The organism is Leptolyngbya sp. FACHB-60 (assembly GCF_014695775.1).
In the GTDB taxonomy this organism is placed as follows: domain Bacteria; phylum Cyanobacteriota; class Cyanobacteriia; order Phormidesmidales; family Phormidesmidaceae; genus Nodosilinea.
This window is the reverse complement of record NZ_JACJOX010000017.1, coordinates 64,082-89,541: the sequence shown is the minus strand read 5'-3', so window position 1 is coordinate 89,541 and position 25,460 is coordinate 64,082. Positions and strand designations below refer to the sequence as shown.

The window sequence follows — 25,460 nt, the reverse complement described above, 5'->3', positions numbered from 1 at the left end:
AGCTCTAAGCGAGATCCCCCCGGTTCCCACTTGGCGAGCCCAGGCCGAGCAGACCGGGGGGGACACCTATTTAATTTGCCGTGCGGGCTCACAGGGCCTCATGGAAGCTGTATCCCGTAAGGAGTGGGAAGAATATGTCAACGATGGAGAACTCGACGAGCGACAGCTCGAAATCGACGCCCACGACGCCGCGCTCGAAGGCGTCATCTACTAAGGCTCCCGAGACCGAAGACGCGGCCCCCAAGCCCCCCGCCGCGCCCTCTGATGTAGCGAGCCTTTTCCCGGCTCGCATCACAAAATTAGGTGGCTTTGATCAGGCGATTGAGGCCATGCAGGTGGCGGTAGAGGATCGCAAATTGCCCAGCCTTAACCCCAATGACTACCGCTTTATTCTTAAGCCCCCCGGTGGCCTTCCGTTCGCCTTCCCGGTGCAGGTGGTCTATCTGCCCGATTCACCGGACGAGGTCGATCTAGGTACCTTTCGAGTTAATCGTTAATGCCCTGGCTTTCTTTAGGGGTGCTGGCCCCAGGCTTGAAGGAGTGGCGTACCTTTCGGCCTGCTAAGCCATTAGCGGCTGGGGCGGCTGTGTTTCGGGTTCGGCCCTCTGGGATTGAGCCAGCGCATAGGTTTAAAACCTATGCGCTGGTGAGGTTTAAGGCAGTAATAGATGGCGATCCCATCTATACCCCTACCCGGCGCGTCTACCCTCGCAGTGAGCCGGTAGTAATGGAAGCCCCTATCCCCCGTGAGGTGCGCGGCTCGGGGGTGGAGTGGCGGCCCGAAATTCTAAAGAAGATTTATCGCAACTTTAGGGGCCGTAACCCAGAGCCTAAATGGCGTATTGAGATAGAAGAATTTGTGAGGGTGAATGTAGCTATTTCAGAGCTGCAATTTGACTCTGAGACCACGACGATCGACCGGGAAGATCTCACGATGGACATTACTAATGCCGAGGGAATTGATTAACGTTGGCACCGAAGCCAATGACGGCACCGGCGAGACCCTGCGGGCGGCGGGGCAGAAAATCAACGCCAATTTTCAGGAGGTTTATACCCTCACCGAGGAAAGCGCTACAGCGATTGAGGCCCAGGGCAATGCGATCGCCGCATTCTCCAACGATCTGTCCACCCTAGACACCAGCCAGGCAGCTCAGGGAGAAGCGATCGACCTGCTGACCACAGCCAGTAACAACCAGGGCGATGCGCTTGGGGCGCTCACCACCATCACCGGCAACTTGACCAACGCCATCGCCGCTATTGATACCGACCAAGACAGCCAAGATGCCGCCATTACGAGCCTATCTACGGTCAACTCCGAACAGGCCGCTGCGATCGTCGCCCTCTTAGCCCGCCCCCAGGGGTTCACCTATGACCAGCAATCAGAACCACTAAACCCTACAGCGGGGCAGACCTGGCGCGAGGGTAATGGCGAGTGGGAATGGTCTGGGAGCCTTTGGCTAAGCACGGTTAGATATAAGGCTGGCCCACCCTCGGTTGCATTTACATCTGTTTCTGCGAATGGGAATAACATTGGCTGCACTCTGCCGTCTAGAACTCCTATTTCAGACATCTGGCTGGATGGTGTCGAACTGATTTACAGGAGGTCTACGGGATTAGTAGACTCCCTCAACTTCTGGACGGTAACAATTTACCCAATCCGAGACGATTCAGTTGTTTTTACCGCCGTCCCCTTAACCTCTCTAGTGATAAACAACGAGGGAACCTTTTGGGCTGCTCTACCCCTGGGAATAGTGCATCCGAACCGATTTTCTTTAAGTTCAACCGGCAACGTCAGTGGATTGATAGCAGTTTGGAACACTACCGGAACCCCTGGAGCGTTTAGGGCTGCGTTGTCTGCAAACTATAGGCTTAGAAGAGTTTGATTATTAAAATCACCACTTCAGACGGCATTGAGCACCCCGTGCCTGCCAAGCCCGATGGCTCTCCTGACTTCGAGGGTTACGCCCCCAACAGCATGGCTACTCGAGACGCCCTTCAATCCGCCTACGCTGCGGGGAACTGGGAACACTACACCCCACCGGAGCCAGAGCCAGAGCAGCCCGAGCCTAACTGGCAAGATTTTCGTCTAGCCCTATTAGAGTCAGCCACGTTTAGGGATTGGTCGGAGAGGCTACCGGCGACCTGGCGTGAAGATTTGAAGCTGGCGGCGATCGCCGCGAATAGTGAAGCGCTCCAAAGCATCTATGACCATTGCAAATCTCTCTCTATGCCAGTTCTATCGTCCGTTTCAGGGTGGCAACAGATCGCTAACGAGAACTATATTCCTGTGACGTTCTAGTGCCCAAGCTTAGTCTCTACTTTGATAAGGATTTCCCTGATCAGCGGTGGGCCAATACGGTTTATGCGCTTGAGGTGCCTGGGGGGGCGGCTGGTGAGTTTGTGCTGGGCAGGTCGCCAGCAGCGAATCTAACTTTTGATATTAAGAGCGTGTCTATCCATCACGCGGCGATCGCCTACAGCTACGCCCGCGACAGCTGGAGCATTAGCGACTTGGGAAGCCGCAACGGCACGATCATCCGTAAGAACAGAATCGACCCCAAAACCCCAGCTCCCCTCAATATTGGCGATAGGTTTTGGCTCGGCCCTGATGCAAAAATCCATTGCGTAGAAGACGAACAAGACACGATAAGCCGCGAGGATACAGGCCCAGCGACGATCGCGAGCAATATGCCTCTGGCTACTCTGCCAACGGTGACTGAGCCAGAGCCAGCACCGCCGTCATCGAGCAAAACCCCCTGGGATAGCCTCTACCTGGGGACTCAGTGGGCGCTGTCTGGGCAGACACCAGCGGGCAAGGTTTATCGGCTGGTTGTGGCCGGTGCTGGTGTGGCGGCCTTCATATTAATAGTGGATTGGCTAAGACAATAGTTTTGTACGAAATCCTTTCAGCCGACCGGGAAGACTCTGTTAAGAGCACCGGAAAGGGCGATGGATGTACTGTTAGCGTTTGCTGTGATTGGCTTTGTGGCGTGGTGGATTCGCTATAACCAGCTCTATCGTTCTGGGGCGGTGAAAATTCCTTTTTTCAGTTTTGGCAGTAGTGGCCAGAGCAGGGTTAGAAAGGTGAGGGTAGCCCATCGGCCAGCACCTGCTGGGGCTAGGAGAACAGCTCCGGTGAACCATGCCCAGCAGCAGGAAATCGGCCAGGCGGTGAGCAGCATAACGAAGTACACCCATAACTATGAAGTGTCGGTGCGGCTGCTGCATTCGACCCGTCAGGCCAATATGAGTAAATCGCTCAATTGGTGCGCTGAGAAAGTGATTGATGACATTTTGAGGGATAGGCGATAGACACAAAAAATACCCCGCCAAGCTACTCCTAAATAGCTTGGCGGGGTTTGTGCCAGTTGGGTGTGGGCGCTCAGGTGTGGGCGGGTGTGGGCGGGTGTGGGCGGGTGTGGGCGGGTGTGGGCGGGTGTGCCCACACCCCTATTTTTTCCTCGCCCACGCCCACACCTAGACTGTGCCAGTTACCTGGTAGCGGTCGGTGTTCCCATCCTCCCATCTTGTAATTTGCCCCTCAGAAATCATCAGGGCTAAGAGGTCTCGCACCTCGTCAACTGATGCCCTTGGGCTATCACTTGAGCGGGTGCAAGCGCCCCTAATTTCCCTTGCCGTTTTGGCCTCGCCATGCCCCTTCAGGTAATCCAAAATCTTCACCCCTAGGGGTTTGGGTTCGGTCGTTTCCTGGGGTGATGGCTCTGGGCTGCTAGCGTCCTCGGTCGGGCATTTAACCAGGGGCTTTAACTCCCCTTGGAACTCGGGCAAGACATCGTGGTAGATGTCCTCATCCTCACCTAACCACAATTGTAAGTAGCGGTTAGGGTTGCTAAGAATATCCTCCCGTTGCTCGGTGGTGAGCCGTAGCCCGCCCATCTTTTCGATGACTGAGAGGGCTAACCGCCGCTTACTTTTCAGGGGTAAAACCATCCTGAAATTTTGCTGCAATAGGTCAAGGTCAATACCCAATGGCCCGGCATTTTTAGTCTGAGCCAACAGCACCCCATAGGCGGCGATCGCCGCCCCCTGGGTAGCGATTTCAACCTGTAGCCCAGCTATGGCATCGGCCAGGCCTTTCACCTTTGAGCGCTTGGCGTAGGTCTGAATTTGAATGGCTTCATCAAAGACAAACCACTCCGGCTCAGTATCGGTGCCCTCGGCGTGAGCAGCTAGTTTGGCCCCCCAATGGGCGAGCAACCATTGCAGCTGCTTACCCTTGTCTTCAGGTGTGCCCCCGAGAACATAACCATCCCAATGGGCGGGTATTTTGTCGGTGGCCTTAGTGCTCACATAGTTGACGCGAGCATGGCCATCGAGCAGGCAGCGGAGGGCGTTGGTTTTTCCCTCCCTAGTACCTGCCAGCAACAGGAAGTGGGGGCAGTCTGGGTCTAGTTTGATGGGGGCAAAGGGGACAGGGGCAACATCAGCTGACTTGCTCCCAGGTGCCGGTGGATTCGTTCCACTGCCAGACTCCTGAGTCGCTGGTGCTGCCCCCATTGGCTTTTTTGAGGCTGCGGCCTGAATTTGAACAGCCGCATCATTGAACTCGATCAGTTCCTCAGGGGAGAGGTATTGCCGGGCTTTAGTGGCGTCCCCAGTGGCGATCGCGCTGCTCTCCTGTCGGATGGCAGCCAGCGACCCACCGGCCACAGCGGTGGCTAGGGCAATCATGGCCCATAGCCCGATGGGGCCAGCAATGATCACGCCTATTGGATAGCACAGCGCCACAATGGCGGCGCTAATCTGCCCCGCGAGCCCCAGACGAGTGTGGACGTTGGAGATCGCCCGGTTGGTGACCTTGAGCCGTAGGGCGTCTTTGAGGTCGAGAATCTGTTGGTCAGTCATGGCTACATGGCCCTCCGCACGAAACGCCAGAGCAGAACGTAAACAGCGACTCCAAACATCGTGATCACCACAGTGGCGATGTTGCCCCAGTTAACGAGGCTCCACATGCGAGCAAACCTAAATTGCTCCATCGACACCAGCAGCACCGGCCAGAACCGGCCACAGAAGAAGGCATCTAGGCCATAGCCCACGGTGGCAATGACAGAGGCGACAAACATTTTTTGCTCCCAGCGGTCGGTGCGGCTTTCTTTGGGTGAGCCTCCCAACAGCACCGGCCAGGCCTCGGCACTTTGCACGGCCACTAAAGCCCCAATGCCAATGACCCAGCCCGCCACGGTGGCGATCGCCCGCAATGGAGCCAGCAGGGGTATCCCCTCAGGAATCAGATTTTTGAGCAGCTGCCCAAAGAAGGCAGCGTAGGGAAAGATGTTGAGGGCCAGGTAGTAGAACAGCACTCCCCCGGCCCCGATGAGAATGGCCCAGCCGATGAGGGTATCAACCCGTTCTGGGTCGTTGAACTTAGCATTTGCCATGGGTCACCATCCTAGAAATTGTTGGATCACTTGCCGGTCTTGGGTGGTGGCGAGTTGCCCCACCGCGCCATTGGAGCCAATCAGCCCCGTTCTGCCGTAGCCATCGGCCACGCAGGTGTTATTGGCCAGCTGGTAAACCTGGCCCTCTTTCAGTTCGACCCCGTTGCCGACGTAGACACAGCTCCCAGACTGATAGCGCTGGGTGGCCAGGCCTTGGGTGGCGCTCATCATGTCGCCCTCAAACAGGCTGCGAGCTTCGGCCCGATAGCGGCTTTCGGCCAGCTGCTGGATCTCTTTGCCCTCGGTGTCGAGGGAGGTGCTGACCAGCCCCAGGCCCAGCAGGCTGGCGGCGATGAGAAAGGGTGAAAAGACAATCCACTGGGTTTTCATTTGCCACCCCCGAGCAGGTCGTCTAGGGCATCGGCGGCTTTGGCTTTGGTATCGGTGGGGGCAGCTTTGGGCTTGGCGGTGGCCATCTTGGCGATGACCCCAGCGACCGCCGCCAGCAGCAGAGCACCGGCCCCGACCCCGAGCCAGTTGGCTGATGGGCGATCGTCGCCCTCCACAGTGCCGGTGGGGTTGCTGACTTGCAGGGCCTGTTGCTGTTGAGGCAGCTGGGCGGTGTAGATGATCGGCACCTCTACCCCGCCCCAGGCGCATAGGCCATCGTTGGAGAGGTAGCGCTTTGCCTCGAACCCATCCAGGTCGGCGGGGTAGGTGGCTAGGATGCGGGCCGCACCATCGGGCATGTTGAGCACCCAAGCGGTGGTGCCGTTGGTCTGCCCTACCGGGGCGACCTGCTCGCAGTTGGGGCGAAAGGCGATCGCGTCATGGGTAGCAGGGGGGCGGTTTTGCCCCTCTGGAATGACCTTGCCATCGGGCAGGGTGTAAGAGCCGTAGCGGGCCTCTACCTGCCCAAAGGCAGGCGCAGCCAGCAGCAGGGCCAGTGGTAGAGGAATCAGAATCTGTTTCATGGAGAACCTTTGGGTTAGCGGTTAGACAGGTCGTGTTGGTGGGGCAGTAGCCAGCGAGATTAAGTCGTAGAGTTGGTCTAGAAACGGAGTAGTCCTGGCTGCTTCTTCTTCTGGGATGCAGTTCTCCAGCAGGTCTGTCAGCTCCTCGATTTCTTTAAGAGTCAAATCGAGTGAGTAAAGCGGGGCAGGCAGTTGGTCATTCATATGGATGGAAAACCTTTAAACGACAAAAAGCGCCCCCCAAGGAGAGTTGGGGGCGCGGGCTCAGCGAACGTTATTGAGACTGGCAAGATTGGCGCTTTATAAAGCGGTGCGTCGTTTTGCCTGGGTTCTCGGGTAAAACGCAGCTATAAACGTGTTGCACGCCCTGATCGGCTAGGGCGTGAGCTGTATTTGCACTGCGGTCTGATGTGGTTGTGTAGTGGCCGTTGGTCTCAATCTGATTGAGAATTTTTTGCTGAGCTTGAGTTTTAGGGGAGGCCATGACCTACGCAGCCTCCCCAGTGCGGTGCTCTAGCTCATCGGCGGTGTGCCAATTGCCCGACAGGGCAACGCGATAAAACCACCCGCCTTTGTCTGGGTCGTAGTGGCGCACCTTGATGCTGGTGGGGATCATAGTTCCGCCGTAGCGGAGCCAGACATCGGCTCTTAGCTCAAACTCAGGCGTTGGGATCGATATGGACGTAGTCATAATAAGAAATGCCCTTCGTGGCTAATCCCAGGGGTTTCAGTGCCAACCGGGGCCCCTGGGTTTTGCAAAATTAAACTCCTAGCTTTGACCTGCTGGACGACTCAGATCGTCTGGCAGGTCTTTTAGCGTTATGCCGTACGGTTCCAAGGCCGCCAGCAACGCTTTTATCTGACCAATGCTCAGCAACGCGTTGCCTTTCCCGTTTTCCCACCGACTGATGGTGTGGGGATAGACACCTAATAGCTGGGCGAACTGGAGCTGTGTTAACCCCAGGACTTCTCTGATCTTTTTCACCGGGGGTTCTCCCTCGACATCAAACAGGTTTGGCTCTACCATATGATTAACATATCAGCAGAACAGTTACAACTAACTTGTTAGACTGATATGCTCCGCTAGACGACAAGGCGGGCTGGTCACTCTCACATGTCAGCCCGCCTATTTATTCTCTCAATCCTTTGTATGGAGCGATATAGAGCAAATGCTGATAGAGCTACTGCAACCATTCCGGCCCATCCTGGGGGCCGAATCATTTGATGGAGGGGGCCGCGAAGTCGTGGGGTGGATCGACTGCCCCCGGGGGCGCGCCCTTCTCGCCTGGCTGCCTCTCCTAATCGATCGCAACATGCAGGGCTGCCTGCCCTACAGCACCAACCCCGAGCCGTGGCCAGCTTTCTGGCGGGCCACCGAAAATGCTGAAACATCGCATCTCAACAGCCCCTGGCATTGGAGCGCGATCGCAGAGGAAGGAGTGAGTTGAGATGACCAGATACCGTTGCCCGAGCTGCCTCTCAGCCGAAATTAGACAGTCAACCGCAAATGGCTATTTGGGTGGAGAAACCTTCTTCATGTTCTGCCAGCAGTGCGGTTGGGAAGGCGATTTCGACGACCTGCAACTTTTTGACTCCGATCAAGACGACGAGGTGGAGTGATTTAGATGTTCACCACCATCTGGTTAGAGACCCAAGACGGCCACGTTGTACGCAAAGCCGACCTCCCCAAATTTCCGCAAGGCCAAGAGCCAGAGGTCATTCTCTGGGGCAACCGCGTATTTGTGCAGCAGGAAATGATGGAGGTCTACCGCGAGGTGACCTTCTACCCGCTGATCGACCGACCAGAGCAAGACTTTCCCCTCTGAAAGCAAAGGGGCTGCCACCCTCAACCCTCAACCCTCAACCCTCAACCCTCAACCCTCAACCCTCAACCCTCAACCCTCAACCCTCAACCCTCAACCCTCAACCCAACTATGAAAATCACCCACGTCGAATACAAAGCCCTCTACAACCTGGGCAACTACAACAACGAATCCATTGCGCTCAGAGCAACTGTAGAAGAAGGCGAGACCCCAGACGAAGTGGTAGAGCAGCTGCGGCAGAAGGCGATCGCCCTCAACGCTGGCAGCAACGGTGATGCCGATGAGCTTTATGGCCGCATCTACCGCTATAAGCAATCGCTGGAAAGCCTGGAGAACAAAATCAAGACAGCGGCTGAGCAGTGGAATCAAACCGCCGACTTCCTCAAGGCCCAAGGGCTAAACCCCGATGCCCCTAAACTTTCTCCCTTTAACTCACTACTGCAACCGGCAGAGGAGGAGGTACTAACGCCAGAACTAGACGAATTCTAAAAACAGAAGGGCCGGAACCCCCCTAAGAGTACCGGCCCTTTTCTTTGTCGTGGTTCGCGGGCTGCAACCCGCCTACAAACCCTACCCCAGTCAAGATTTGAACATTATGACATTCGACATCTCTAAATATGTGGAGTTCGACACCAAAGGCCGGGCCACGTGCCCCAGTTGCCTCACAGACGGCAAAACAGCTAAGAATCTATCCGTTCTAGAGAGCGGGGCTTACAAATGCCATCGCGGTTGTCTCCCCCAACAAATAAAAGACGCCCTGGGCTACACCGCCGATCGCACCCTCCCACCACCCAGCTCACCACCGGCAAAACCTGCGAAGAACGTCATGGTGAGCCCCGAAAAGGTGAAGGCCGCCACAGAGCAGCTGCTAAACCACGGCACCCATGCCCTCCGCTGGCTCACCGATAGAGGCATCACCTCAGAGATGATTCAGCGCTACCGGTTGGGAGTGGTGAGGTCCAAAGTAGGCGACAGCAGCAAGGCCACCAAGTCCACCCATTTACCAGCGATCGCAGTCAGCATTCCCAACGCCGATGGCACCGCCTACTACCAAAAGAAGAGAATCAGACCCTGGGTGCCAAAAGAAGAGCAGCCCGATGGTTACCAGGCCTGGAGCCAGTACGGCATTCCCAGGATGGTCTACACCACCCACCAGCCAGAAACCCCTACTCAAACATGGCTCACCGAGGGGGAATGGGATGCCATGCTGCTCGGGCATTTTGTACGTAATTCAGAGCTGAAAAATGACATACAGGTGAGCTGCTTTACCTGTGGCGCTGGAAACGTCCCCCAAATGGAAACTCTAGAGCAGCTGCCCGGCACCGTCACCGTTTGGTACGACCTCGACGAGCCCGGCCAAAAGGGAGCGGCCAAAGTCCAGAATCTACTCAAAGAGCGCTGTAAGGTGGCCACCGTCCCTCACCCAGAAGCCCCGGCAGAGGGGTGGGATGTCAGCGATGCCCTAAATGCTGGCCTCTGGGCCGACTTCACCACCAAGGCCACCGAGGCAAAAGCCTGGGAACCGAAGAAAAAAGACAACCCCCTGCGCGATCGCCTGGTCACCAATGACGAACTGCTGGCCACCGCCCCCGACTACACCGACTGGCTCGTCGATGACATTCTGACCGCCGATGAGTTGTTTTTGCTGGCGGCCTCCCCCCGGGCTGGCAAATCGCTGTTGGCCTTTACCCTGGCCAAGGCCGTCGCCACCGGCGGCAAGTTTATGGGGCGGCCCGCCTCCCAGGGGGCCGTTATTTACGTTCGTTGCGAAGACAGCGACACCAAAACCAAAGAACGTGAGTTGAAACAGGGGTGGACTGAGGGAATGCCCGTCTACTGGCTCGACAAATTTAAGCTCTCAGAGCTGAACCATCTAGATGAGCTGGTCGAAGAGCTCGGGGCCCGGCTGGTGGTGTTCGACACCCTCAGCCGCATCCGAGACAGCGCCATCAGCGAATCGTCAGCCGAGATGAGCCAGCTGTTAGAACCGCTGCAAGAAATGTGTAAACGCCAGCGCTGCACCGGTCTGCTGGTGCACCACACTGGCAAAGTCAACGTCAACAACGCCGGAGACACCGACATCTTCGAGACCATCAGGGGCAGCAGCGCCATTAGGGCCACCTGTCGCGGCACCATGGTGCTCGCCGCCGACGAGCGCAACTATCGCCTATGCGTAGAAAACGGCTGGAACAAGATGGATTTGCAAATTTTGCTCGACGCCAACACCCTCGAATGGCGGCTGCTGGGCAACTGGCACGGCCCCGAGGTCGACTTGAGCCAGCGCGATCGGGTGCTCGCCTATCTCACCCAGGTGGGCAGCGCCAAGCTAGACCAGATAGCCCAAGAGACCAACCTGCCAAAGCGTTCTCTCTATGAAGTGCTGAAGCGGCTTCAGGCTGACGACCTGGTTGAAAAACGCGGCGACCAAAGGGCCGCTGTTTACGTCAAAAAGGCTCTTCAACAAGTTCAACAGTTGAACTCGCTGTTGAAGAGCGGAAACCCAGACGACGAAAGCATTAGAGGGTCAGTTCAACAAAATATTTTTTCCTCCCCTCCTACGGAAAAAGTGATCCTAAATTCGAAAAGTGATCAAAATAATGATCACTTTTCGCCAGAGACCCCACCCCCCACACCTGGGGATTTGTTGAACTCAGAGCCGAAACCCTTACAGGTCAAGGGTTTACAAGTTCAACAGCTCTTCAACACGAGTTCAACACGAGTTCAACAGCCCACCGAAGTTTGGCTGTACTGCACAGAGTTAGAAACTGCTGTAAGGCTTGATAAGAAAGGGGTTCACGCCTCAACGGTGTACGTCCCCGGCATGGGCACACAGCAGTTCAACAACGAATTTCTTAAGCCCATCGAAAACCCCGCTGTTGAACTGGAGGTTGAAGACCATGCCAATGGATAAAAGCCGCTACGCCAAAAACTGGGACGAAATAGCGCTCAAAGTGAAAAGCGAAGCCGATTGGAAATGTCAGGAGTGCGGCAGGCCCTGCCGGATGACGGGAGAAATCTTGTTTGACTTCATCGTGCGCATGCAGGGAGAGGACTGGCCAGAGCTGGACTGGGTAAACCACACCGCCACCAGCACCATTTGCGAACACCCCACTCGATTTGTGCTCACGGTGGCTCATCTCAACCAAGATCCTAGCGACAACGCCCCGTCCAACCTGCGGGCACTCTGCGCCCCCTGCCATCTACGCCACGACGCCCCCTATCGTGTGGCCAACAGCCAGGCCAAACGCGAGAGAGCTGGTCAATTAACCCTGCTGGGAGGTGCGATCGATGGCTAAACCCACCAAACGACCACTAAAAGCCATAACCTTTCACCGTCCATGGGCCTACGCGATCGCGCATCTGGGCAAAGACATTGAAAACCGCTCTTGGGCCTGTCCTCTGGCGACTGGTAGCGTGATCGCCATCCACGCCGGACTGAAATATGACCGGCAGAGCGCTGACTGGCTCCGGCAAAACATCGGTCTAGGGTGTCCGCCAGATGGCTCAGAGCACCCCACCGGCATTGTGGCGATCGCCCGATTCGTCGGTAATGTGACAAGCTCTGATTCCCCCTGGTTTCGCGGCCCAATTGGCTGGCGGCTGGCTGATGTTGTGGCAATTCCTGCGGTGCCATGCAGTGGTAAGCAAAGGCTCTGGTTAGTGCCTGACGAACTTATGCCCTCCATACGCCTGGCTCACTACCGAGCGAAATATAAAAACCAGATAGAGGGGCGCTATGACCGAGAAAACTAAAGCAGGCCGCCCCGCCAAGTGGAGCGGCCCAACCAGGGCGATCAGGGTGCCAGAGCGCCTGGCCGATCATCTGATTGCGATCGCCCGCGAGCTCGACAACCCCGAGCCGAATATCGTACAAAACCCCATCGGCCTGCCCATCTGCAAGCCCAAAGCAGACGCCGAAACCATAGCCCAGGGCCTGGCTGAAGGGTGGATATCTCACAAACTCCCCGACTACCCTCTAAAAATGCTCACCAGCGAAAGCCCCACCGGGATCTATCGCCTATTCCTCGAACCGCCCCGCGAGCTGCCCCCAGATGCTGAGGCATCGATCGAGGAATACTGCGATCGCGTTTTCAATGGCTTGACCGAACGCGAGCGGGTTGCCCTGCTCGCGCGCTTAGTAGAAGCACTGGGGGAGAAAGTCGATGCCTAAAAACGCCCCCCGCGTCTGGCTCACCACCAGCCAGGCCGCCCAAGAGCTGGGCTGTAGTGCCAAATATCTCAGAGAGAACCGGGATACCATTTTCAAACGAGGCACCCACTACCGCGTTCTCAACCCCAGCGCCTGGCGGCCCACCTATCGATGGCACCTCAAGAAAATCCAAAAGCTGATGGAGGCTTAGCCCGTGTACAGATTAGAAATTTGGGTCGATGAAAACGACCGTGGAATGTGTGAGCGTGTTCAAAAAGCCCTTGCCTTAACTCCTCCTGAGCTTGGGGTAGAGCCTCAGGCGATCGCCACAACTGGCGATGACAAATATAGGAATTTTGTCGCTCGCGTCAAAGCTCCTGAGTTTATAGCAATGCTCCGTAAAAAACTGGGCTCTACCGAGGGGATTTGGATTAACGAATATCCCCCCGGCGTTGAAGAACAGCTCCAAGCTGGAACCCTCTGGACTCCGGCGGCTTCGGGCGATCAGACCGTTCCACCAGCAGTCGATACACGCTCTCAATCTGCTGAGAACTGATCCACCGCTGGTAGGTGCGCGTGTGAACGTCAACACTGTGACCCATCTGCCGGGCCGACAGCTCCACAGGCCACCCAAACAACAGCGTGCGAATAGCCCAAGCGTGGCGCAGATCGTAGGGCACAAAGTCCATGCGAGGGCTGAGGTATTTGGTGACTGAATTGCCAATCTTCTGGTTACTCCGGTCGAGGTCGATCGGCGGAAACACCGGATAGTTTAGCCCCCATTCCTCCGCCCATTCTGGATAGCAAGGCCACACCTCCCTAGCCCCGGTTTTGGTGGTCTCCCTCACCTTCACGCGAGGGAAGCACGATAAATCGACGTGGAACACTTCATGATTCCTGAGGCCATAGGTAGCCATCATGCCAAACACCCACCGCCAAGCCGGGTTTTGTACGTTATTCCTCGCCTCCACGATCGCCAAGTCGGTGGGCAGGTCTCGGGGCGTTACCTTTGTGGGGCTGTAGTTGCCCCGATAGGGCTTAGGGTCAAACTCCACCCCAGCAAACTTAGCCAACGCCCCCGCAGCCACACAGACCCGAACCCGCGATCGGCTGTTTGGCGTGGTGCTCTCCACCAGCTGGCGCAGTAGGTCACCGGTGAGCACTGCTGCTGGTGGCAGTTTGCGCAGCGGCTTGAAATAATCTCCCTCCCAAGTGTCTAGGGTGCCACCGGCGGCGAGGTACTGGGCCTTAAACCCCTCTATTGCCGCATCACAGCCCCAAGTGGGCACAGCGGCCCCTACAACTCCCCACCGCTCCCATTCAAATTCGCGGGCCGCCAGCTGGGCACCCAACAGTCGCGCCTCTTTCTCCGCTCGCCTGAGACCGTCAGGGTTCGCTGGTAGCCCCAAGCTGATCCGCTGCTGGGAAGGTTCTGCCTGTGAGCTGCCCGGTTTTGGTGGCAGGGTGGCCCGCAGTCGCAATTTGTCCCCGTGCTGCTCAACGGTGACCCCCACTTTGCTGGCCTTAAGCCTGCCATTGACCTGGCGTAATTTACCGGCTATTTCCACGTGCCTAAAATCTGGCCTAAAAAAACAGGGGCGATTAAGGTTAATTAGGGTTAATTAGGGTTAATACACATTCCGCAATGGTATCTAAAAAGCAAGCCCCGTAGGCGTTTGAGCGCTACAGGGCTGATAACATCGTGGTATTAGAACTATACCCCCAGGGGAATTCGAATCCCCGTCGCCTCCGTGAAAGGGAGGTGTCCTAGGCCTCTAGACGATGGGGGCCTATTTTTCAACAATCCCCAGTATAGATAACAGGTATACCCTTGTCAAACTGGTTTTTGTTGGTTTGGCCAACGGTGATGGCCGACTGAATATTACTATAACTGCCTGTGGCCACTTTTAATCACGTGGTTAACGGTTTTTTTGTTGGCTAGCGTGCTTGTGGCTATACATGGCGCGATCGGCATTGGCCCAGGCCCAACGCAGTCCTTGGCTAGGGTGGCGGCCCGCAATGCCCACCGAGGCATGAATCTGGCTTTCGCTTAGGGCTTTCATTAGGTGGTATTTAATCAATTCTCCCTCGACTAGAGGGCACTCCACACAGAGCATGGCAAACTCATCGCTACCAATGCGGGCAACGGTATCCTGTTTGCGAGTTATTTGCTTAAGCAGGTGCCCAGTGCGCTGTAAAATCTGGTCTCCAGCGGCGTGGCCTTGGCTGTCGTTGACTGTCTCCAAGTCATCGATGTCAATGACGATGATGCTGGCGGGGTAGCCATAGATGGCGCAGCGTTCTTCTTCGCTGTCTAAGAGTTGATCCCAGCCGCGACGGTTGTAGAGCCCAGTCAAGCCATCGGTCAACGCTTCTGTTTGCAGATGTTCGGCTAGTCGCGCCTGCTTTGCGGATTTTATATCGGCGTGGAGAATGCGGCTGAGCAGTTGGGCTAAAAGCTCGATTAAGGGCAGCTCCTGCTGAATGGCGTGGGGCTGAGGCAGCGGGTCGATGGCGCAAAGGGTGCCAAATAGAGTGCCATCCTCTTTTAGAAGGGGGACGCCCACGTAGGCACCAATTTTGACTTGTTGCCCGATGGGAGCTTCGGCGTAGGCCACCACCGCCTCAGACGAGGGGGCAATGCGAGGGCCTTCTCCTTTGATCATGCGAGAGCAGAAGGAGTCAGACCAGCGAAAAACATCTCCGGATTTGACACCATAGCCTGCGTCATTAGCCTGTAAAACAATCCAGTCTTCACCCTCGGTGCGCGTTACCATCCACAGGTCAAAGCCAAGCCGGTCGTGTAGATGGGTTAAAACGGCCAGGGCTGCGGTATTGAAATCAAGCAGCTGACTAGCATCAATAGTAGGTATGAACGTCATTGATAGTGCTTTTAAAGTAACTACCTCAATGCTCTCTTCTTTTATAAGAATATTGGCCATTGGGCCGATAAGCTACGAAAAACAAAACTTCTTGAGTAAGTCTGTTTAAAGATGGGAATGAGTAGCTGAAGCGACAAAATCAAGGATTTTCTGGGCTGAAATGCTTAAACAGGAAGAATTAGAACTAATTGGTCGAGCTAATTTAGTCTTTGGGGAAAAGGGTAAAAGCTATGCTTAAAGACGGTGCGATCGCCAGCAAAACTTTGCTGCTCAGCGACAAAACCAATGGCCTACGCTAAAGATAAGTGAATTAAATTGAAGAACTATTTCTCTTGTGGCGCATATCTTGATGGCGGCGTAATGTTTTGTTGCGATCCCTAAGTTTTAGAGCTGCTATACCTTGAGCCAAGCCTTCCTAATCTAGTTGAGACGAGTGCTGAAGATTTGTTGTGCTGGCAACAAAAAAGCAGGCTCAGTTTTTGAGCCTGCTTTTATATAAGTTTATGCAGTCAAGAGTCCATTAGCGGTTAGCTGCTGATTAACCCTGGTTACTGCTGACCTTTAGACTGATACGGCAACCTTTACAACGATGTCGTTGAAGTCATTGTCGCCACCACCAAACAGATCCTCAAACCCGATCGCGCCATCGCTAACGCGAATGTGCTCAACCCCGTCGGCGTTGGCGCTGCCAAAGGCAAAGTACACCTCGTTAGAGTTAAATCTGTCCAAATTACCGTTGGCGATTAGGAAGGGGGCGTAGAGGCTACCTCCGGCTACCGTCGATTCAAAGAGCGACGTCACTAGGTTGGCGGTGGTCAGCGCCACATCTTGTGCGCGGTTCGCTAAAGCAGCCTCGGTATACCCCGATTGCCCCGGAGTAATGTCAGCTATACCGTCACCGGTAATGTCAATGCCGCCATTGATGTCAGCGACCCGGTAAAAGCCTGCAAAGTTGTCGAAGGCCGCCTCTCGATTGACAGTAAAGGTTGCAGCTACTGCTCCGGTAATATCGCGCAGGTCAAGAAAGAAGTCAGGTGCCTCAGGGCTAGGTTCCCCAGGGCCAGAAGAATCCAACGCGCTGGCATCAAATACAGTCGTGCTACCACTGACCTCGTTGGCTACCACTACTAGAGGGTTGCCATTGGGGCTATTTTTGGCGGAGATAAAAATTAATCCCTCAGCTCCCAAATCGCCCGCAGTACCAGCTTCAGCGTCACCGGCAAAATCGCGGTTGTTGACGAAATCGACAAAGGACGGTGAACTGGGGTCGGTGATGTCGTAGGTCATGACACCCCCAAACCGCTCTAGTCCAATGAAGGCGTAGGTTCGTCCATTGACATCACCAATAGTCACGCCTTCAGGCTCAGGGCCCTTAGCATCGCTGCGGCTATCAAAGGAGCCATTCTCGCTGTTGTCAGAATTAAACTCGGTGGGGAACAGCTCAGCGATAGTCTGCTCAAACTCCGCGCCGCTGTCGTAGACCAGATTGCCTTGGGTATTCCAAATTGAGAAAGAGCGCCCACCAAAGGCGTACAGTTCTTCGTAGAGACCGTCACCGTCGGCATCGCCCAGAGTAGTGGTAACGGTAAGACGGCCTAGGGCTTCGTCAGCCTGAAGTTCAGCAGCGTTGGGGAATGCCACAGGATCTAACGCTAGATCCTTCACCCGCGCTTCTTCAGCAAAGGTGTCGTACTCGCGGGCATCCCCTTCGTTGGCGGTGACGATGTAAGTTGCGCCACCCGCTTCGTAGAGCGAGATCGCGTCGGGCATGTACATGCCAAACAGGTTGGGGTAGGTGGTGATGTTGATGGCGTCGTCGCGATCGCTGGCATCCAGCGGCACCACCGAGTGATCCTTATACCCCAGCGGCAAAATGTCGGTGACGACCCCCGACGCAATGTCCACTACGGCCAAGGCGTTGTTCTCTTGCAAGGCCACGTAGGCGGTGCGAGAGTCGCCGGTCACCGCAATGTACTCTGGCTCAACATCTTGGGCCACGGTGGCATTAGGGCCAAAGATTCGCACCCCATCGGCGATTAGCGCATCGCGCTGGTCATTGAAGGCGGTGAAGCCAGCGGCGGTGACATTGGCCTGGGTAAGGTTTTCTACGCCTCCTGAGAGGTCAATAATGCTGATCGAACCTTCGGGGTCAATGCTGTAGTCAGCGTTGGGTTCCCCTTCGTTGGCCACCAGCACCTTGGTGCCGTCGGGGGTAAAGGTCAGCATGTCGGGCAGAGCGCCCACAGTAACGGCATTCAAAAAGTTGCCGTCAACGTCAAAGAACACGACGCTGCCAGGGTCGGTTTTTTCAGCGCTTTCGATAGCGATCGCAACGATGCCATTGCTAATTGCCATGCTGTTTGCCCCGGCTCCATACGCCGAGGGGTCGATGTCAAATAATTTGGTAGGGTTGCTGGGGTTGCTAATATCTAGCACTTCTACGGTAGGAACGTTGGCATTGACCACAAACAGCCGCTGGGTCGCCGGGTCGTGAACCACAATCTCAGCGGCACTGGCGTCAAAAACTCCCGTGCTGTAGGTGCCGACGGGTACCAGCAAAGAGGTCGGATTGGTGGGATCGGTCGGATCAGTGGGCTCGGTGGGATCAACGCTGTCAATCACCGCATCGCTACGGAAGGCCAGGTTTTGAATGCGGCTGTCCAACTCGCGCCCCGTTTCAGCTGCGGTAAAAGGAGTATCTGCGCCAAAGTTGTCGAACAGATACTCCGCTAAAGCATCTTGCTCACTGAAATCGGGGGCGAAGGTAGCATTGCCCGTTACAGGAGCCGTTTCATCTACCAAGTCAATGCGGTTGGTCGCTTCACCTGTGGGGAAGGGATAGCCATCGCCCCCGTCAGCCAAGAAGCTCAAGGTCACCATGCGGAAGGTGCGGCTAGGGTTGCCCACAATCTCGCCATTTTGCACCACGACGTCAATATCGGTGCCATCTTCAGCCTCGATCGCCAGGGACTGAACGCGGTTGCCGGGTTCACCATTGACGTCAAAGCTAAAGGAAAAACCACCAATTTGAGGAAACTGGCCAGGGGTAGCGCTATCGTCTGCCAGGCTGGCAGAAACACCGTGCTCAATCAGGGCCAGCAGTTCTTCAGCCGTTACCGTGACGAGTGAGAGCGCATTGTTAAACGATAGGGCATTGGCCACATCGTTTTGAGAGATACCGCCCGCTGGTTTTACTCCGGGAATTGCTTCATTGGGCAGCAGCTCAGCTTCACCCGTGCCGCCCGCAGGCACCAGCGTTTGGCCGATGTTGTTGCGAATGCCGCCGCCGTTCTTGAGAGAAATGACTGCCGTCGGGTCAACGCCCTTAGCGATCGCCAGGTTAGCATCGGCGGTGAGATTGCCTAGGTTGGTTTCCTGAGTGCGTACCGCGCCCCGGTTGCCGTTGAGAAATACTTCGCTGACGCCAAACACGTTGCTCTCGGTGGCGATCACAGCCTCGCGCAGGGCAGCGGTAATTGCTGCGATCGCCGGATCCGCCAGTCCTTCACCACCTACGGCCGCAATGCCCTCATCGTCGGTGGCGTAGGCTCCGCTGATCGTTGGGTCGTAGCTCTCAGGCAAGAGCACGCCGTTTTCGTCGAAGTCAATTACCAAGCGACCGACATACTTGTAGTTGCCATCGGTGTTGACCACGGCAATGGGGTTGCCGTCAGCCCCGGTTTGAATAATGGGGTAAATACCTTGGTTGGTGTCGCCGGCGCGGGCGCGATCGTCCGTGTCGAAGAGACGAGTGTTAGAGCCACCGGCAACGATGATATCGACGTTCGATAGCCGCTGGGCCAGCTCTTGCTCAATGGCGATCTGCTGCATGTGGGCCAGCAGCACAACTTTATCGATGTCGGGGTTAGCGGTCAGCAGAGCATCGACATCGGCCTGAATTTCGGCGGCTAGGGCATCCAGCTGGTCTGGGGTGGGGCTGCTGTCAAAGGGCTGAGGCAGCACTGTGACAGTTCCAGGGTTAGAGATGCGCACGTTGACGTTGCTGATGGTGGGAGTCGTGGCCCCTACCACGCCAATTTTCTCGCCATTGACCTCAATGACTGTAGAGGCCGCGATGCCTTTAGGCTGGGGAGCGGCGGCATCGGGTATGACTAAATCGGCTAGGTTGGCATCGGTGCTGAAGTCAAGGTTGCTGCTTAGGTAAGGAAACGCTGTTCCAGCAAATGATTCGTCGATTTCTGTAGTTGGATCGTCTTCGCCACCGCCAATCAGATCGGCCACCAAAGCAGTACCCTGGTCAAATTCGTGGTTGCCAAAGGCGATCGCCTGAAAGCCCAGGGCGTTTTGAATTAGGATATCGCCGCGACCAGCACCGCCAAAAGCATCAGCGCTGGCATTAAAAAATACGCCAGGAATATACGCATCCCCAGAAGACAAAATCAGCGTATTGGCAAAGCCGGCTACGCCATCACCATCAATATCTTGATTTTTTAGGGCATTTAATACGGCTGAAAACCGAGGGGCATCGTCAAGGGCGGTAATATTGCCCTCCTGGTCAGCGGCATGGAAGAGTTGGAGCGTGAAGTCAGCCATGGATAACACTTGGGGGTCACATCTGGTAGCCAATGCTACGGAGTTATCTTCGGTCATTACTCACTGCAGCACTTAATGGCAAGGCTAAGTAGCCAGTAAGCTTTGATTAAAAATTGCTTAACAGGCAGGATTTCCAATGTACTCAGCTGAATTTTCATAAGGAGGCAAACTTTAGAGATGAAAAGTTAATGACCTAGGCTTAGAGCTAATGCCTAGCGCATAGGGCCACGCTTTAGAATGACTTCACCGGGACACCCGACAACGCTAATGCCCTAGCGGCACCCAACACTCTAGAGAAATTTCCTATGACAACTGACCTAAAAACAATTCTGGTTACGGGAGGCGCTGGCTATATTGGCAGCCATGCCGTCATGGCGCTTCAGCAGGCCGGCTACAGAGTGCTGATTTTAGACAACCTGGTCTATGGCCATCGGGACCTAGTGGAAACGGCTCTAAAGGCTGAGCTAATTGTCGGCAGCACCCTAGACAAAGCCCTGCTCAAGGATGTTTTTAGCCGCTACGACATCAGTGCGGTCATGCATTTCTCGGCCTACGCCTATGTTGGGGAGTCAGTAAGCGATCCCAGCAAATACTACGAAAACAATGTGGTCGGTACTCTATCGCTGCTCGATGCCATGGTGGAGGCGGGCGTTAAAACATTCGTGTTCTCGTCCACCTGTGCTACCTACGGTGTACCTCAGGAGATGCCAATCACTGAGACCCATCCCCAAAACCCCATCAACCCCTACGGCATGACTAAGCTGATGGTGGAGCGGATTTTGACCGACTACGACAAAGCTTACGATTTCAAGTCAGTACGGTTTCGCTATTTCAACGCCGCTGGTGCCCACCCTAACGGTCTGCTGGGCGAAGACCACAACCCTGAAACCCACCTAATTCCCCTAGTGCTGCAAACGGCCCTGGGTAAGCGAGAGTCAATCAGCGTTTTTGGTACCGATTACCCCACCCCTGACGGCACATGCGTGCGCGATTATATCCACGTCTGCGATCTAGCCGATGCCCACATTCTGGGGTTGGAGTATCTGCTGAAGGGCGGTGAGAGCGCCGTCTTTAACCTCGGTAACGGCAGCGGTTTCTCGGTGCGAGAGGTGATCGACGCGGCAGTGCGAATCACCGGCAAGTCTATCCCGGTGGTTGAGGTAGAACGTCGCCCCGGCGATCCACCGGCGCTGGTTGGCAGCAGCGATCGCGCCCGCACTACTTTGGGCTGGAACCCGCAGTATGCTGACATTGACACCATTCTTACCCACGCCTGGGCGTGGCACCAAAAGCGCCACGGCTAGGCAGTCTTTGCACCGGTGGTTGTGCGACTCGCAGCTATCGGGTACACAAAAAAGGCCCGTCACAATTGTGACGGGCCTAGAATCGTGAATGTAGGTTTACTGACTTAGTTGAGAGAGTTAGCCCCAGCAACTACTTCCAGAATTTCCTGGGTAATGGCAGCCTGACGGGCTTTGTTGTAGGTCAGGTTCAGAGTCTTAGCCAACTCTTTGGCGTTATCGCTGGCGTTGTTCATGGCGGTCATACGGGCCGCCAGTTCGCTAGCAGCAGACTCTTGGAGCGCTCGCAGAATCTGGTTGTTCAAGTACAGAGGCAGCAGCGCATCCAGAATTTGCACCGGATCCTGCTCAAAGATCATGTCCTGGGGAAACTCTGCTGGAGCTGGCCCTGCCATCCGCTCGCGCTCCACCTGAAAGACACCGCCTTTCGTGGTGAGCCGGAAAATCTCGTCGTCAGGTACCTCTAGCCCTTGGGGGTCAAGGGGTAGCAGGGTTTGAATGACCGGGCGAGAGCTAACCAGCGACACAAAGCGGGTGTAGACCAGCTCAACCCGATCGACTTCATCGGACAGAAATAGCGACAACAGCTCGTCCGCAATGGTCGAGGCTTCGGACGCGATAGGAATCTGCTCCAGCCCAGTGAAGCTAGCTTCAATGGGCTGATCGCGGCGCTTAAAGTACTGGCTAGCCTTGCGTCCCACCAAAATAAAGCGGTAGTTCAAGCCCTCAGCGGCCAGTTCCTTGGCACGGATTTCCGCCTTGCGAATGACGTTGGTGTTGTAGCCACCGCAAAGGCCACGATCGCCAGAAATCACTAGCAGCGCCACGGTCTTTACCTCACGCTGCTTCAGCAGCGGCAGGTCGGTCTCTTCGAACCTGAGGCGGCTTTGCAGACCGTAAAGCACCTGAGCCAGGCGATCGGCGAAGGGGCGGGTAGCAATTACCTGCTCCTGAGCACGGCGTACCTTAGCGGCCGCCACCAGGCGCATAGCTTCGGTAATCTTACGGGTATTTTTTACAGACTTAATGCGGTCTCGAATCGCTTTTAAGTTAGGCATAGTGGATCCCTAAGGGGTCGTCGAGAACCGGGGCATTGGCTCATGCAACACCCCGGCTAGAACAGGAGGTTAGACTGCCGCCAAAAAGGCTTGCTTGGTTTCAGCGATCGCTTCTTTAAGCAGGGTCTCGCTCTCGTCGCCAAGCTTCTTCTCACTGCGAATCAGCTCCGCAAACCTGGGCTTGTTGTTGCGGATGTAGTCACGCAGAGACTTCGAGAAGGCCACCACCTGATCCACAGGCACCTCATCCATAAAGCCGTTAATACCGGCATAGATAATCGCCACTTGCTCTTCCACCGGTAGGGGAGAGTACTGGGGCTGCTTCAGCAGTTCCCGCAGGCGAGTACCACGGGCCAGCTGCTTTTGAGTAGCAGCATCCAGGTCAGAGGCAAACTGAGAGAAGGCCTGGAGTTCGTCAAACTGGGCTAGCTCCAGCTTCACCTTACCGGCCACCTGCTTCATGGCCTTGATCTGAGCCGCAGATCCCACCCGAGACACCGAAATACCGGCGTTGATTGCAGGACGCAGACCCGAGTTAAACAAGTCAGAAGATAGGAAGATTTGACCATCGGTGATCGAAATCACGTTGGTGGGAATGTAGGCTGACACGTCACCCGCCTGGGTTTCAATTATGGGCAGGGCAGTCATGCTGCCCTCGCCCAGCTCGGGGCTAAGCTTAGCAGCTCGCTCTAGCAGGCGAGAGTGCAGGTAGAACACGTCGCCAGGGAAGGCTTCACGACCGGGCGGACGACGCAGCAGCAGCGACATCTGGCGGTAGGCTTGGGCTTGCTTGGTGAGGTCATCGTAGATGATCAGGGTAGCTTTGCCCTTGTACATGAAGTACTCGGCTAGGCTAGCGCCAGTGTAGGGAGCTAGATACTGGAGCGGTGCTGGGTCGTTGGCGCTGGCGGTAACCACAATGGTGTAGTCAAGGGCACCGCGATCGCGTAGCACGTCGACAATTTGAGCCACCGAAGAGGCCTTCTGACCAATTGCCACGTAGACGCAGACCACGTCCTCAGACTTCTGGTTAAGGATGGTGTCGATGGCGATCGCGGTTTTGCCGGTCTGACGGTCGCCAATGATCAGCTCGCGCTGGCCCCGCCCGATGGGAATCATGGCGTCGATGGCGGTAATGCCGGTTTGCATCGGCTCGTACACCGACTTCCGGGCAATGATGCCGGGGGCTGGAGACTCAATCAAGCGGGTTTCAGTGGTCTGGACATCGCCCTTGCCGTCAATGGGGCGGCCCAGAGCGTCTACTACGCGGCCTAGCATGGCCTCACCGACGGGCACCGACGCAATTTTGCCGGTAGCGGTGACAGCACTACCCTCGCGGATATTGATACCGTCGCCCATCAGCACCGCGCCCACGTTGTCTTCTTCAAGGTTGAGGGCGATACCTACGGTGCCGTCTTCAAACTCCAGCAGCTCGCCGGACATGGCGTTTTCGAGGCCGTAGATGCGGGCGATACCGTCACCCACCTGCAGCACTGTACCCACATTGGAGACCTTGACCTCCTGGTTGTACTGCTCGATCTGCTGCTTAATAATGCTGCTAATTTCGTCAGGTCTGATACTAACCATAGGACTTGCTCTGGATAAACCTACATAAACACGAGACTTCAGAGAAACTGCCCAACCAGGGGGCAAGCTTAGGTCGCTAGGCGGTTGTTGCTAGCTGCATGCCAATGCGGCGTAGCTGGCCCCGCAGGCTAGCGTCAATCACCTGAGAGCCAACCTTAATGATCAATCCGCCAATCAGGGACGGGTCAACGGTTACGGATAGCTCGACACTGTTGGCACCGGTCATGGCCTTCACGCGATCGCGAATGGCATTCTGCTGATCGTCAGACAGCTCGACTGCCGCTGTAACATCGGCCAAGACCGTGTTGTTCCGCTCCCGCAGCAAGGCTTGGTACTGCTGAAGAATGGGCTTTAAGAACGCCACGCGGCTGCGGTCAACCAGCAGCAGCAGAAAACTCAGCAAAAAACCGCTTACTTTGCCTTCCGCAACCTGGCGCAGTACGCCCTTTTTGGTGTCGGCAGACATCAACGGGCTCATTAAAAAGCCGGTTAGCTCTTTGGAACTGTCCAGCACCTCCAGCAGGTCAGCTACCTCGACACCCACCTGGTCAACGGCGTTGTTGTCGACGGCGACCGACATCAGCGCCTTGGCGTAGGGGCCCGCAATTTCAGAATTTAGCGTTGTGTCATTCATGGCTATTCTCCTTGGAGCAGGGCAATGCTGGAATCGACCAGTCGCCGCTGCAAGTCGTCATTGAGCTGACCCGGTAAAGCGGCCTCACTGCGCTCAATGGCCAGGGCTGCAATCCGCTGCTGTAGCTCTCGCATCACCCGCGCCTCTTGGGAGGTGAGATCCTGGGCGGCGGTGGCCCGCATGCGTTCTACATCGGTTTGAGACTGAGCCAAAATGGCCTCGCGAGTGCGCTCTGCCGAGGTTTGAGCCTCGGTCAAAATTTTCTTGGCTTCTGCCTGAGCCTGAGCCAGCTTTTGCTGCTGCTCTGCCAAAGCGGCGGCGGCTTCCTTCTTACGCTGCTCGGCCTCTGCGATCGCCGTTTTAATGGCCGATTGGCGAGTCGATAGGGTCTTCCCTAAAAACTTGCCGCCAAAGTAATACAGCACGCCAATAATAATGACCAGATTAATCAGGTTGGTTTCTAGGATGTTGAAATCCACACCAAACCCGCCTTCTTCCGCCGCTAATAACCAACCAATAGTCATATCCCTACTTTCCGTCAACGACGCGGGCAACTCCAGGGGCTAAATTACCCCGTCATCACCGATAGCTTAGGCCGCTAAAGAACCCAGCAGCTTGTCTAAAATTTGTTGGCTCAAGCCATCTACCTGTTGCTCCAGGGTAGCCATCGCCTGATTCTTCTGCTCATCTAGCTCTCGCTGCACCTGCTCTCGCTGGGTTTGGGCCTCCTGCTGAGCCACCGCAACGGTTTGAGCCGCAATCTTTTGCGCTTCTTCCTGGGCTTCGGCAATCACCGCTTGGGCTTGGCGGCGGGTTTCGGCCAGCTCTTGCTGATACTGCTTGGCGATTTGCTCGGCTTTGGCCAAACGCTCTGCCGCATCAACCTGGTTGGAGCTAATGTAGCCGTCGCGCTCGTCTAAGACTTTGCCCAGGGGTTTATAAAACAATACGTTGAGTGCCACCGCTAGCAGCACAAACTGCACGGCCATCAGCGGCAGAGTAGCATCTAAGTCAAAAAGACCGCCGCCCTCTTCAACTGCCTCGGCGGTTTCAACCGCCAGTAACCAAACAAAATTCATCATTGTGGGTATGCCCTTT

General features: G+C 55.8%; 30 protein-coding genes and 1 tRNA gene. 16 read left to right on the top strand and 15 right to left on the bottom strand.

Annotation, left to right across the window (positions count from 1 at the left end):
• Window positions 1-134 precede the first annotated feature (134 nt).
• The 6 genes from H6F57_RS05225 to H6F57_RS05200 are packed head-to-tail and all read left to right on the top strand — an operon-like array spanning window position 135 to window position 3,312.
• On the top strand, window positions 135-497 hold the full coding sequence (locus tag H6F57_RS05225) for a hypothetical protein (protein WP_190627917.1): 363 nt from the start codon (window positions 135-137) through the stop codon (window positions 495-497).
• Window positions 497-967, top strand: coding sequence for a hypothetical protein (locus H6F57_RS05220; protein WP_190627919.1), 471 nt, complete (start codon window positions 497-499; stop codon window positions 965-967). Before H6F57_RS05225 ends, H6F57_RS05220 begins: the two co-directional genes overlap by 1 nt.
• Complete coding sequence (locus H6F57_RS05215) at window positions 948-1,883, top strand: hypothetical protein (protein ID WP_190627920.1); 936 nt, start codon at window positions 948-950, stop codon at window positions 1,881-1,883. The genes H6F57_RS05220 and H6F57_RS05215 overlap by 20 nt, the downstream gene beginning before the upstream one ends.
• Window positions 1,880-2,299 carry a hypothetical protein gene (locus tag H6F57_RS05210; RefSeq protein WP_190627922.1) on the top strand — a complete coding sequence of 140 codons (420 nt, stop codon included), beginning with the start codon at window positions 1,880-1,882 and terminating at the stop codon, window positions 2,297-2,299. Before H6F57_RS05215 ends, H6F57_RS05210 begins: the two co-directional genes overlap by 4 nt.
• On the top strand, window positions 2,299-2,889 hold the full coding sequence (locus H6F57_RS05205; RefSeq protein WP_190627924.1) for an FHA domain-containing protein: 591 nt from the start codon (window positions 2,299-2,301) through the stop codon (window positions 2,887-2,889). The genes H6F57_RS05210 and H6F57_RS05205 overlap by 1 nt, the downstream gene beginning before the upstream one ends.
• A 60-nt stretch (window positions 2,890-2,949) precedes the next feature.
• On the top strand, window positions 2,950-3,312 hold the full coding sequence (locus H6F57_RS05200; RefSeq protein WP_190627925.1) for a hypothetical protein: 363 nt from the start codon (window positions 2,950-2,952) through the stop codon (window positions 3,310-3,312).
• Between the two features lie 165 nt (window positions 3,313-3,477).
• On the opposite strand, the gene H6F57_RS05195 is transcribed toward H6F57_RS05200, so the two are convergent.
• The 6 genes from H6F57_RS05195 to H6F57_RS05165 all read right to left on the bottom strand — a co-directional run bounded on the left by H6F57_RS05195 (window position 3,478) and on the right by H6F57_RS05165 (window position 7,358).
• Window positions 3,478-4,866 (bottom strand): hypothetical protein, encoded by a 1,389-nt coding sequence (locus H6F57_RS05195; protein ID WP_190627927.1) that lies wholly within the window; start codon window positions 4,864-4,866, stop codon window positions 3,478-3,480.
• A 2-nt stretch (window positions 4,867-4,868) separates the two neighbouring features.
• On the bottom strand, window positions 4,869-5,399 hold the full coding sequence (locus H6F57_RS05190) for a hypothetical protein (RefSeq protein ID WP_190627929.1): 531 nt from the start codon (window positions 5,397-5,399) through the stop codon (window positions 4,869-4,871).
• A 3-nt stretch (window positions 5,400-5,402) separates the two neighbouring features.
• Window positions 5,403-5,789 carry a hypothetical protein gene (locus tag H6F57_RS05185; protein ID WP_190627932.1) on the bottom strand — a complete coding sequence of 129 codons (387 nt, stop codon included), beginning with the start codon at window positions 5,787-5,789 and terminating at the stop codon, window positions 5,403-5,405.
• Window positions 5,786-6,373 (bottom strand): hypothetical protein, encoded by a 588-nt coding sequence (locus H6F57_RS05180; protein WP_190627934.1) that lies wholly within the window; start codon window positions 6,371-6,373, stop codon window positions 5,786-5,788. The genes H6F57_RS05185 and H6F57_RS05180 overlap by 4 nt, the downstream gene beginning before the upstream one ends.
• A 487-nt stretch (window positions 6,374-6,860) precedes the next feature.
• On the bottom strand, window positions 6,861-7,064 hold the full coding sequence (locus tag H6F57_RS05170; protein WP_190627936.1) for a hypothetical protein: 204 nt from the start codon (window positions 7,062-7,064) through the stop codon (window positions 6,861-6,863).
• A 78-nt stretch (window positions 7,065-7,142) separates the two neighbouring features.
• Window positions 7,143-7,358 (bottom strand): helix-turn-helix domain-containing protein, encoded by a 216-nt coding sequence (locus H6F57_RS05165; RefSeq protein WP_190627938.1) that lies wholly within the window; start codon window positions 7,356-7,358, stop codon window positions 7,143-7,145.
• Window positions 7,359-7,542: 184 nt separating this feature from the next.
• Here H6F57_RS05165 and H6F57_RS05160 point away from each other — a divergent pair, with 184 nt between their 5' ends.
• The 9 genes from H6F57_RS05160 (at window position 7,543) to H6F57_RS05120 (ending at window position 12,557) form a co-directional block, all read left to right on the top strand.
• Window positions 7,543-7,821 (top strand): hypothetical protein, encoded by a 279-nt coding sequence (locus tag H6F57_RS05160; RefSeq protein WP_190627940.1) that lies wholly within the window; start codon window positions 7,543-7,545, stop codon window positions 7,819-7,821.
• A gap of 1 nt (window position 7,822) precedes the next feature.
• Window positions 7,823-7,993, top strand: coding sequence for a hypothetical protein (locus H6F57_RS05155; RefSeq protein ID WP_190627941.1), 171 nt, complete (start codon window positions 7,823-7,825; stop codon window positions 7,991-7,993).
• 5 nt (window positions 7,994-7,998) lie between these two features.
• Window positions 7,999-8,199, top strand: coding sequence for a hypothetical protein (locus H6F57_RS05150; protein ID WP_190627943.1), 201 nt, complete (start codon window positions 7,999-8,001; stop codon window positions 8,197-8,199).
• Between the two features lie 108 nt (window positions 8,200-8,307).
• Window positions 8,308-8,685: a hypothetical protein gene (locus H6F57_RS05145; RefSeq protein ID WP_190627945.1), complete on the top strand. Its 378-nt coding sequence runs from the start codon at window positions 8,308-8,310 to the stop codon at window positions 8,683-8,685.
• A gap of 106 nt (window positions 8,686-8,791) precedes the next feature.
• Window positions 8,792-11,107, top strand: coding sequence for an AAA family ATPase (locus H6F57_RS05140; RefSeq protein ID WP_190627947.1), 2,316 nt, complete (start codon window positions 8,792-8,794; stop codon window positions 11,105-11,107).
• Window positions 11,094-11,492: a hypothetical protein gene (locus H6F57_RS05135; protein ID WP_190627949.1), complete on the top strand. Its 399-nt coding sequence runs from the start codon at window positions 11,094-11,096 to the stop codon at window positions 11,490-11,492. Before H6F57_RS05140 ends, H6F57_RS05135 begins: the two co-directional genes overlap by 14 nt.
• Window positions 11,485-11,949 carry a hypothetical protein gene (locus tag H6F57_RS05130; RefSeq protein WP_190627950.1) on the top strand — a complete coding sequence of 155 codons (465 nt, stop codon included), beginning with the start codon at window positions 11,485-11,487 and terminating at the stop codon, window positions 11,947-11,949. The genes H6F57_RS05135 and H6F57_RS05130 overlap by 8 nt, the downstream gene beginning before the upstream one ends.
• Complete coding sequence (locus tag H6F57_RS05125) at window positions 11,933-12,367, top strand: hypothetical protein (protein WP_190627953.1); 435 nt, start codon at window positions 11,933-11,935, stop codon at window positions 12,365-12,367. Before H6F57_RS05130 ends, H6F57_RS05125 begins: the two co-directional genes overlap by 17 nt.
• The gene (locus H6F57_RS05120; protein ID WP_190627955.1) at window positions 12,360-12,557 is read left to right on the top strand and encodes a DNA-binding protein; all 198 of its coding nucleotides are present in this window, start codon (window positions 12,360-12,362) and stop codon (window positions 12,555-12,557) included. Before H6F57_RS05125 ends, H6F57_RS05120 begins: the two co-directional genes overlap by 8 nt.
• Window positions 12,558-12,777: 220 nt before the next feature.
• Here the strand turns inward: H6F57_RS05120 and H6F57_RS27455 are convergent, their stop codons facing one another.
• From H6F57_RS27455 to H6F57_RS05100, 4 genes are all read right to left on the bottom strand, one after another.
• Window positions 12,778-13,914 (bottom strand): site-specific integrase, encoded by a 1,137-nt coding sequence (locus tag H6F57_RS27455; protein WP_190627956.1) that lies wholly within the window; start codon window positions 13,912-13,914, stop codon window positions 12,778-12,780.
• A 149-nt stretch (window positions 13,915-14,063) separates the two neighbouring features.
• Window positions 14,064-14,136: transfer RNA gene (locus H6F57_RS05110), tRNA-Glu, on the bottom strand.
• 129 nt (window positions 14,137-14,265) lie between these two features.
• The gene (locus H6F57_RS05105; RefSeq protein ID WP_190627957.1) at window positions 14,266-15,228 is read right to left on the bottom strand and encodes a sensor domain-containing diguanylate cyclase; all 963 of its coding nucleotides are present in this window, start codon (window positions 15,226-15,228) and stop codon (window positions 14,266-14,268) included.
• A 561-nt stretch (window positions 15,229-15,789) separates the two neighbouring features.
• Window positions 15,790-19,791, bottom strand: a complete 4,002-nt coding sequence (locus H6F57_RS05100; protein WP_347279961.1) for a choice-of-anchor I family protein — start codon at window positions 19,789-19,791, stop codon at window positions 15,790-15,792.
• A 296-nt stretch (window positions 19,792-20,087) separates the two neighbouring features.
• Between H6F57_RS05100 and galE the strand changes: the two genes are divergently transcribed.
• Window positions 20,088-21,086 carry a UDP-glucose 4-epimerase GalE gene (galE, locus tag H6F57_RS05095; RefSeq protein WP_190627959.1) on the top strand — a complete coding sequence of 333 codons (999 nt, stop codon included), beginning with the start codon at window positions 20,088-20,090 and terminating at the stop codon, window positions 21,084-21,086.
• A gap of 104 nt (window positions 21,087-21,190) precedes the next feature.
• Here galE and H6F57_RS05090 read toward each other — a convergent pair whose 3' ends face one another.
• The 5 genes from H6F57_RS05090 to H6F57_RS05070 form a co-directional block, all read right to left on the bottom strand.
• On the bottom strand, window positions 21,191-22,141 hold the full coding sequence (locus H6F57_RS05090; protein ID WP_190627960.1) for a F0F1 ATP synthase subunit gamma: 951 nt from the start codon (window positions 22,139-22,141) through the stop codon (window positions 21,191-21,193).
• Between the two features lie 69 nt (window positions 22,142-22,210).
• Window positions 22,211-23,728 carry a F0F1 ATP synthase subunit alpha gene (atpA, locus tag H6F57_RS05085; protein WP_190627975.1) on the bottom strand — a complete coding sequence of 506 codons (1,518 nt, stop codon included), beginning with the start codon at window positions 23,726-23,728 and terminating at the stop codon, window positions 22,211-22,213.
• Window positions 23,729-23,804: 76 nt separating this feature from the next.
• Window positions 23,805-24,362: an ATP synthase F1 subunit delta gene (gene atpH / locus H6F57_RS05080; protein WP_190627978.1), complete on the bottom strand. Its 558-nt coding sequence runs from the start codon at window positions 24,360-24,362 to the stop codon at window positions 23,805-23,807.
• A gap of 2 nt (window positions 24,363-24,364) precedes the next feature.
• Entirely contained in the window at window positions 24,365-24,886 is a 522-nt protein-coding gene (locus tag H6F57_RS05075; RefSeq protein WP_190627980.1) for a F0F1 ATP synthase subunit B, read from the bottom strand.
• Window positions 24,887-24,952: 66 nt separating this feature from the next.
• A complete protein-coding gene (locus tag H6F57_RS05070; RefSeq protein WP_190627982.1) occupies window positions 24,953-25,444 on the bottom strand; it encodes a F0F1 ATP synthase subunit B' in 492 nt (163 codons plus the stop codon).
• Window positions 25,445-25,460 lie beyond the last annotated feature (16 nt).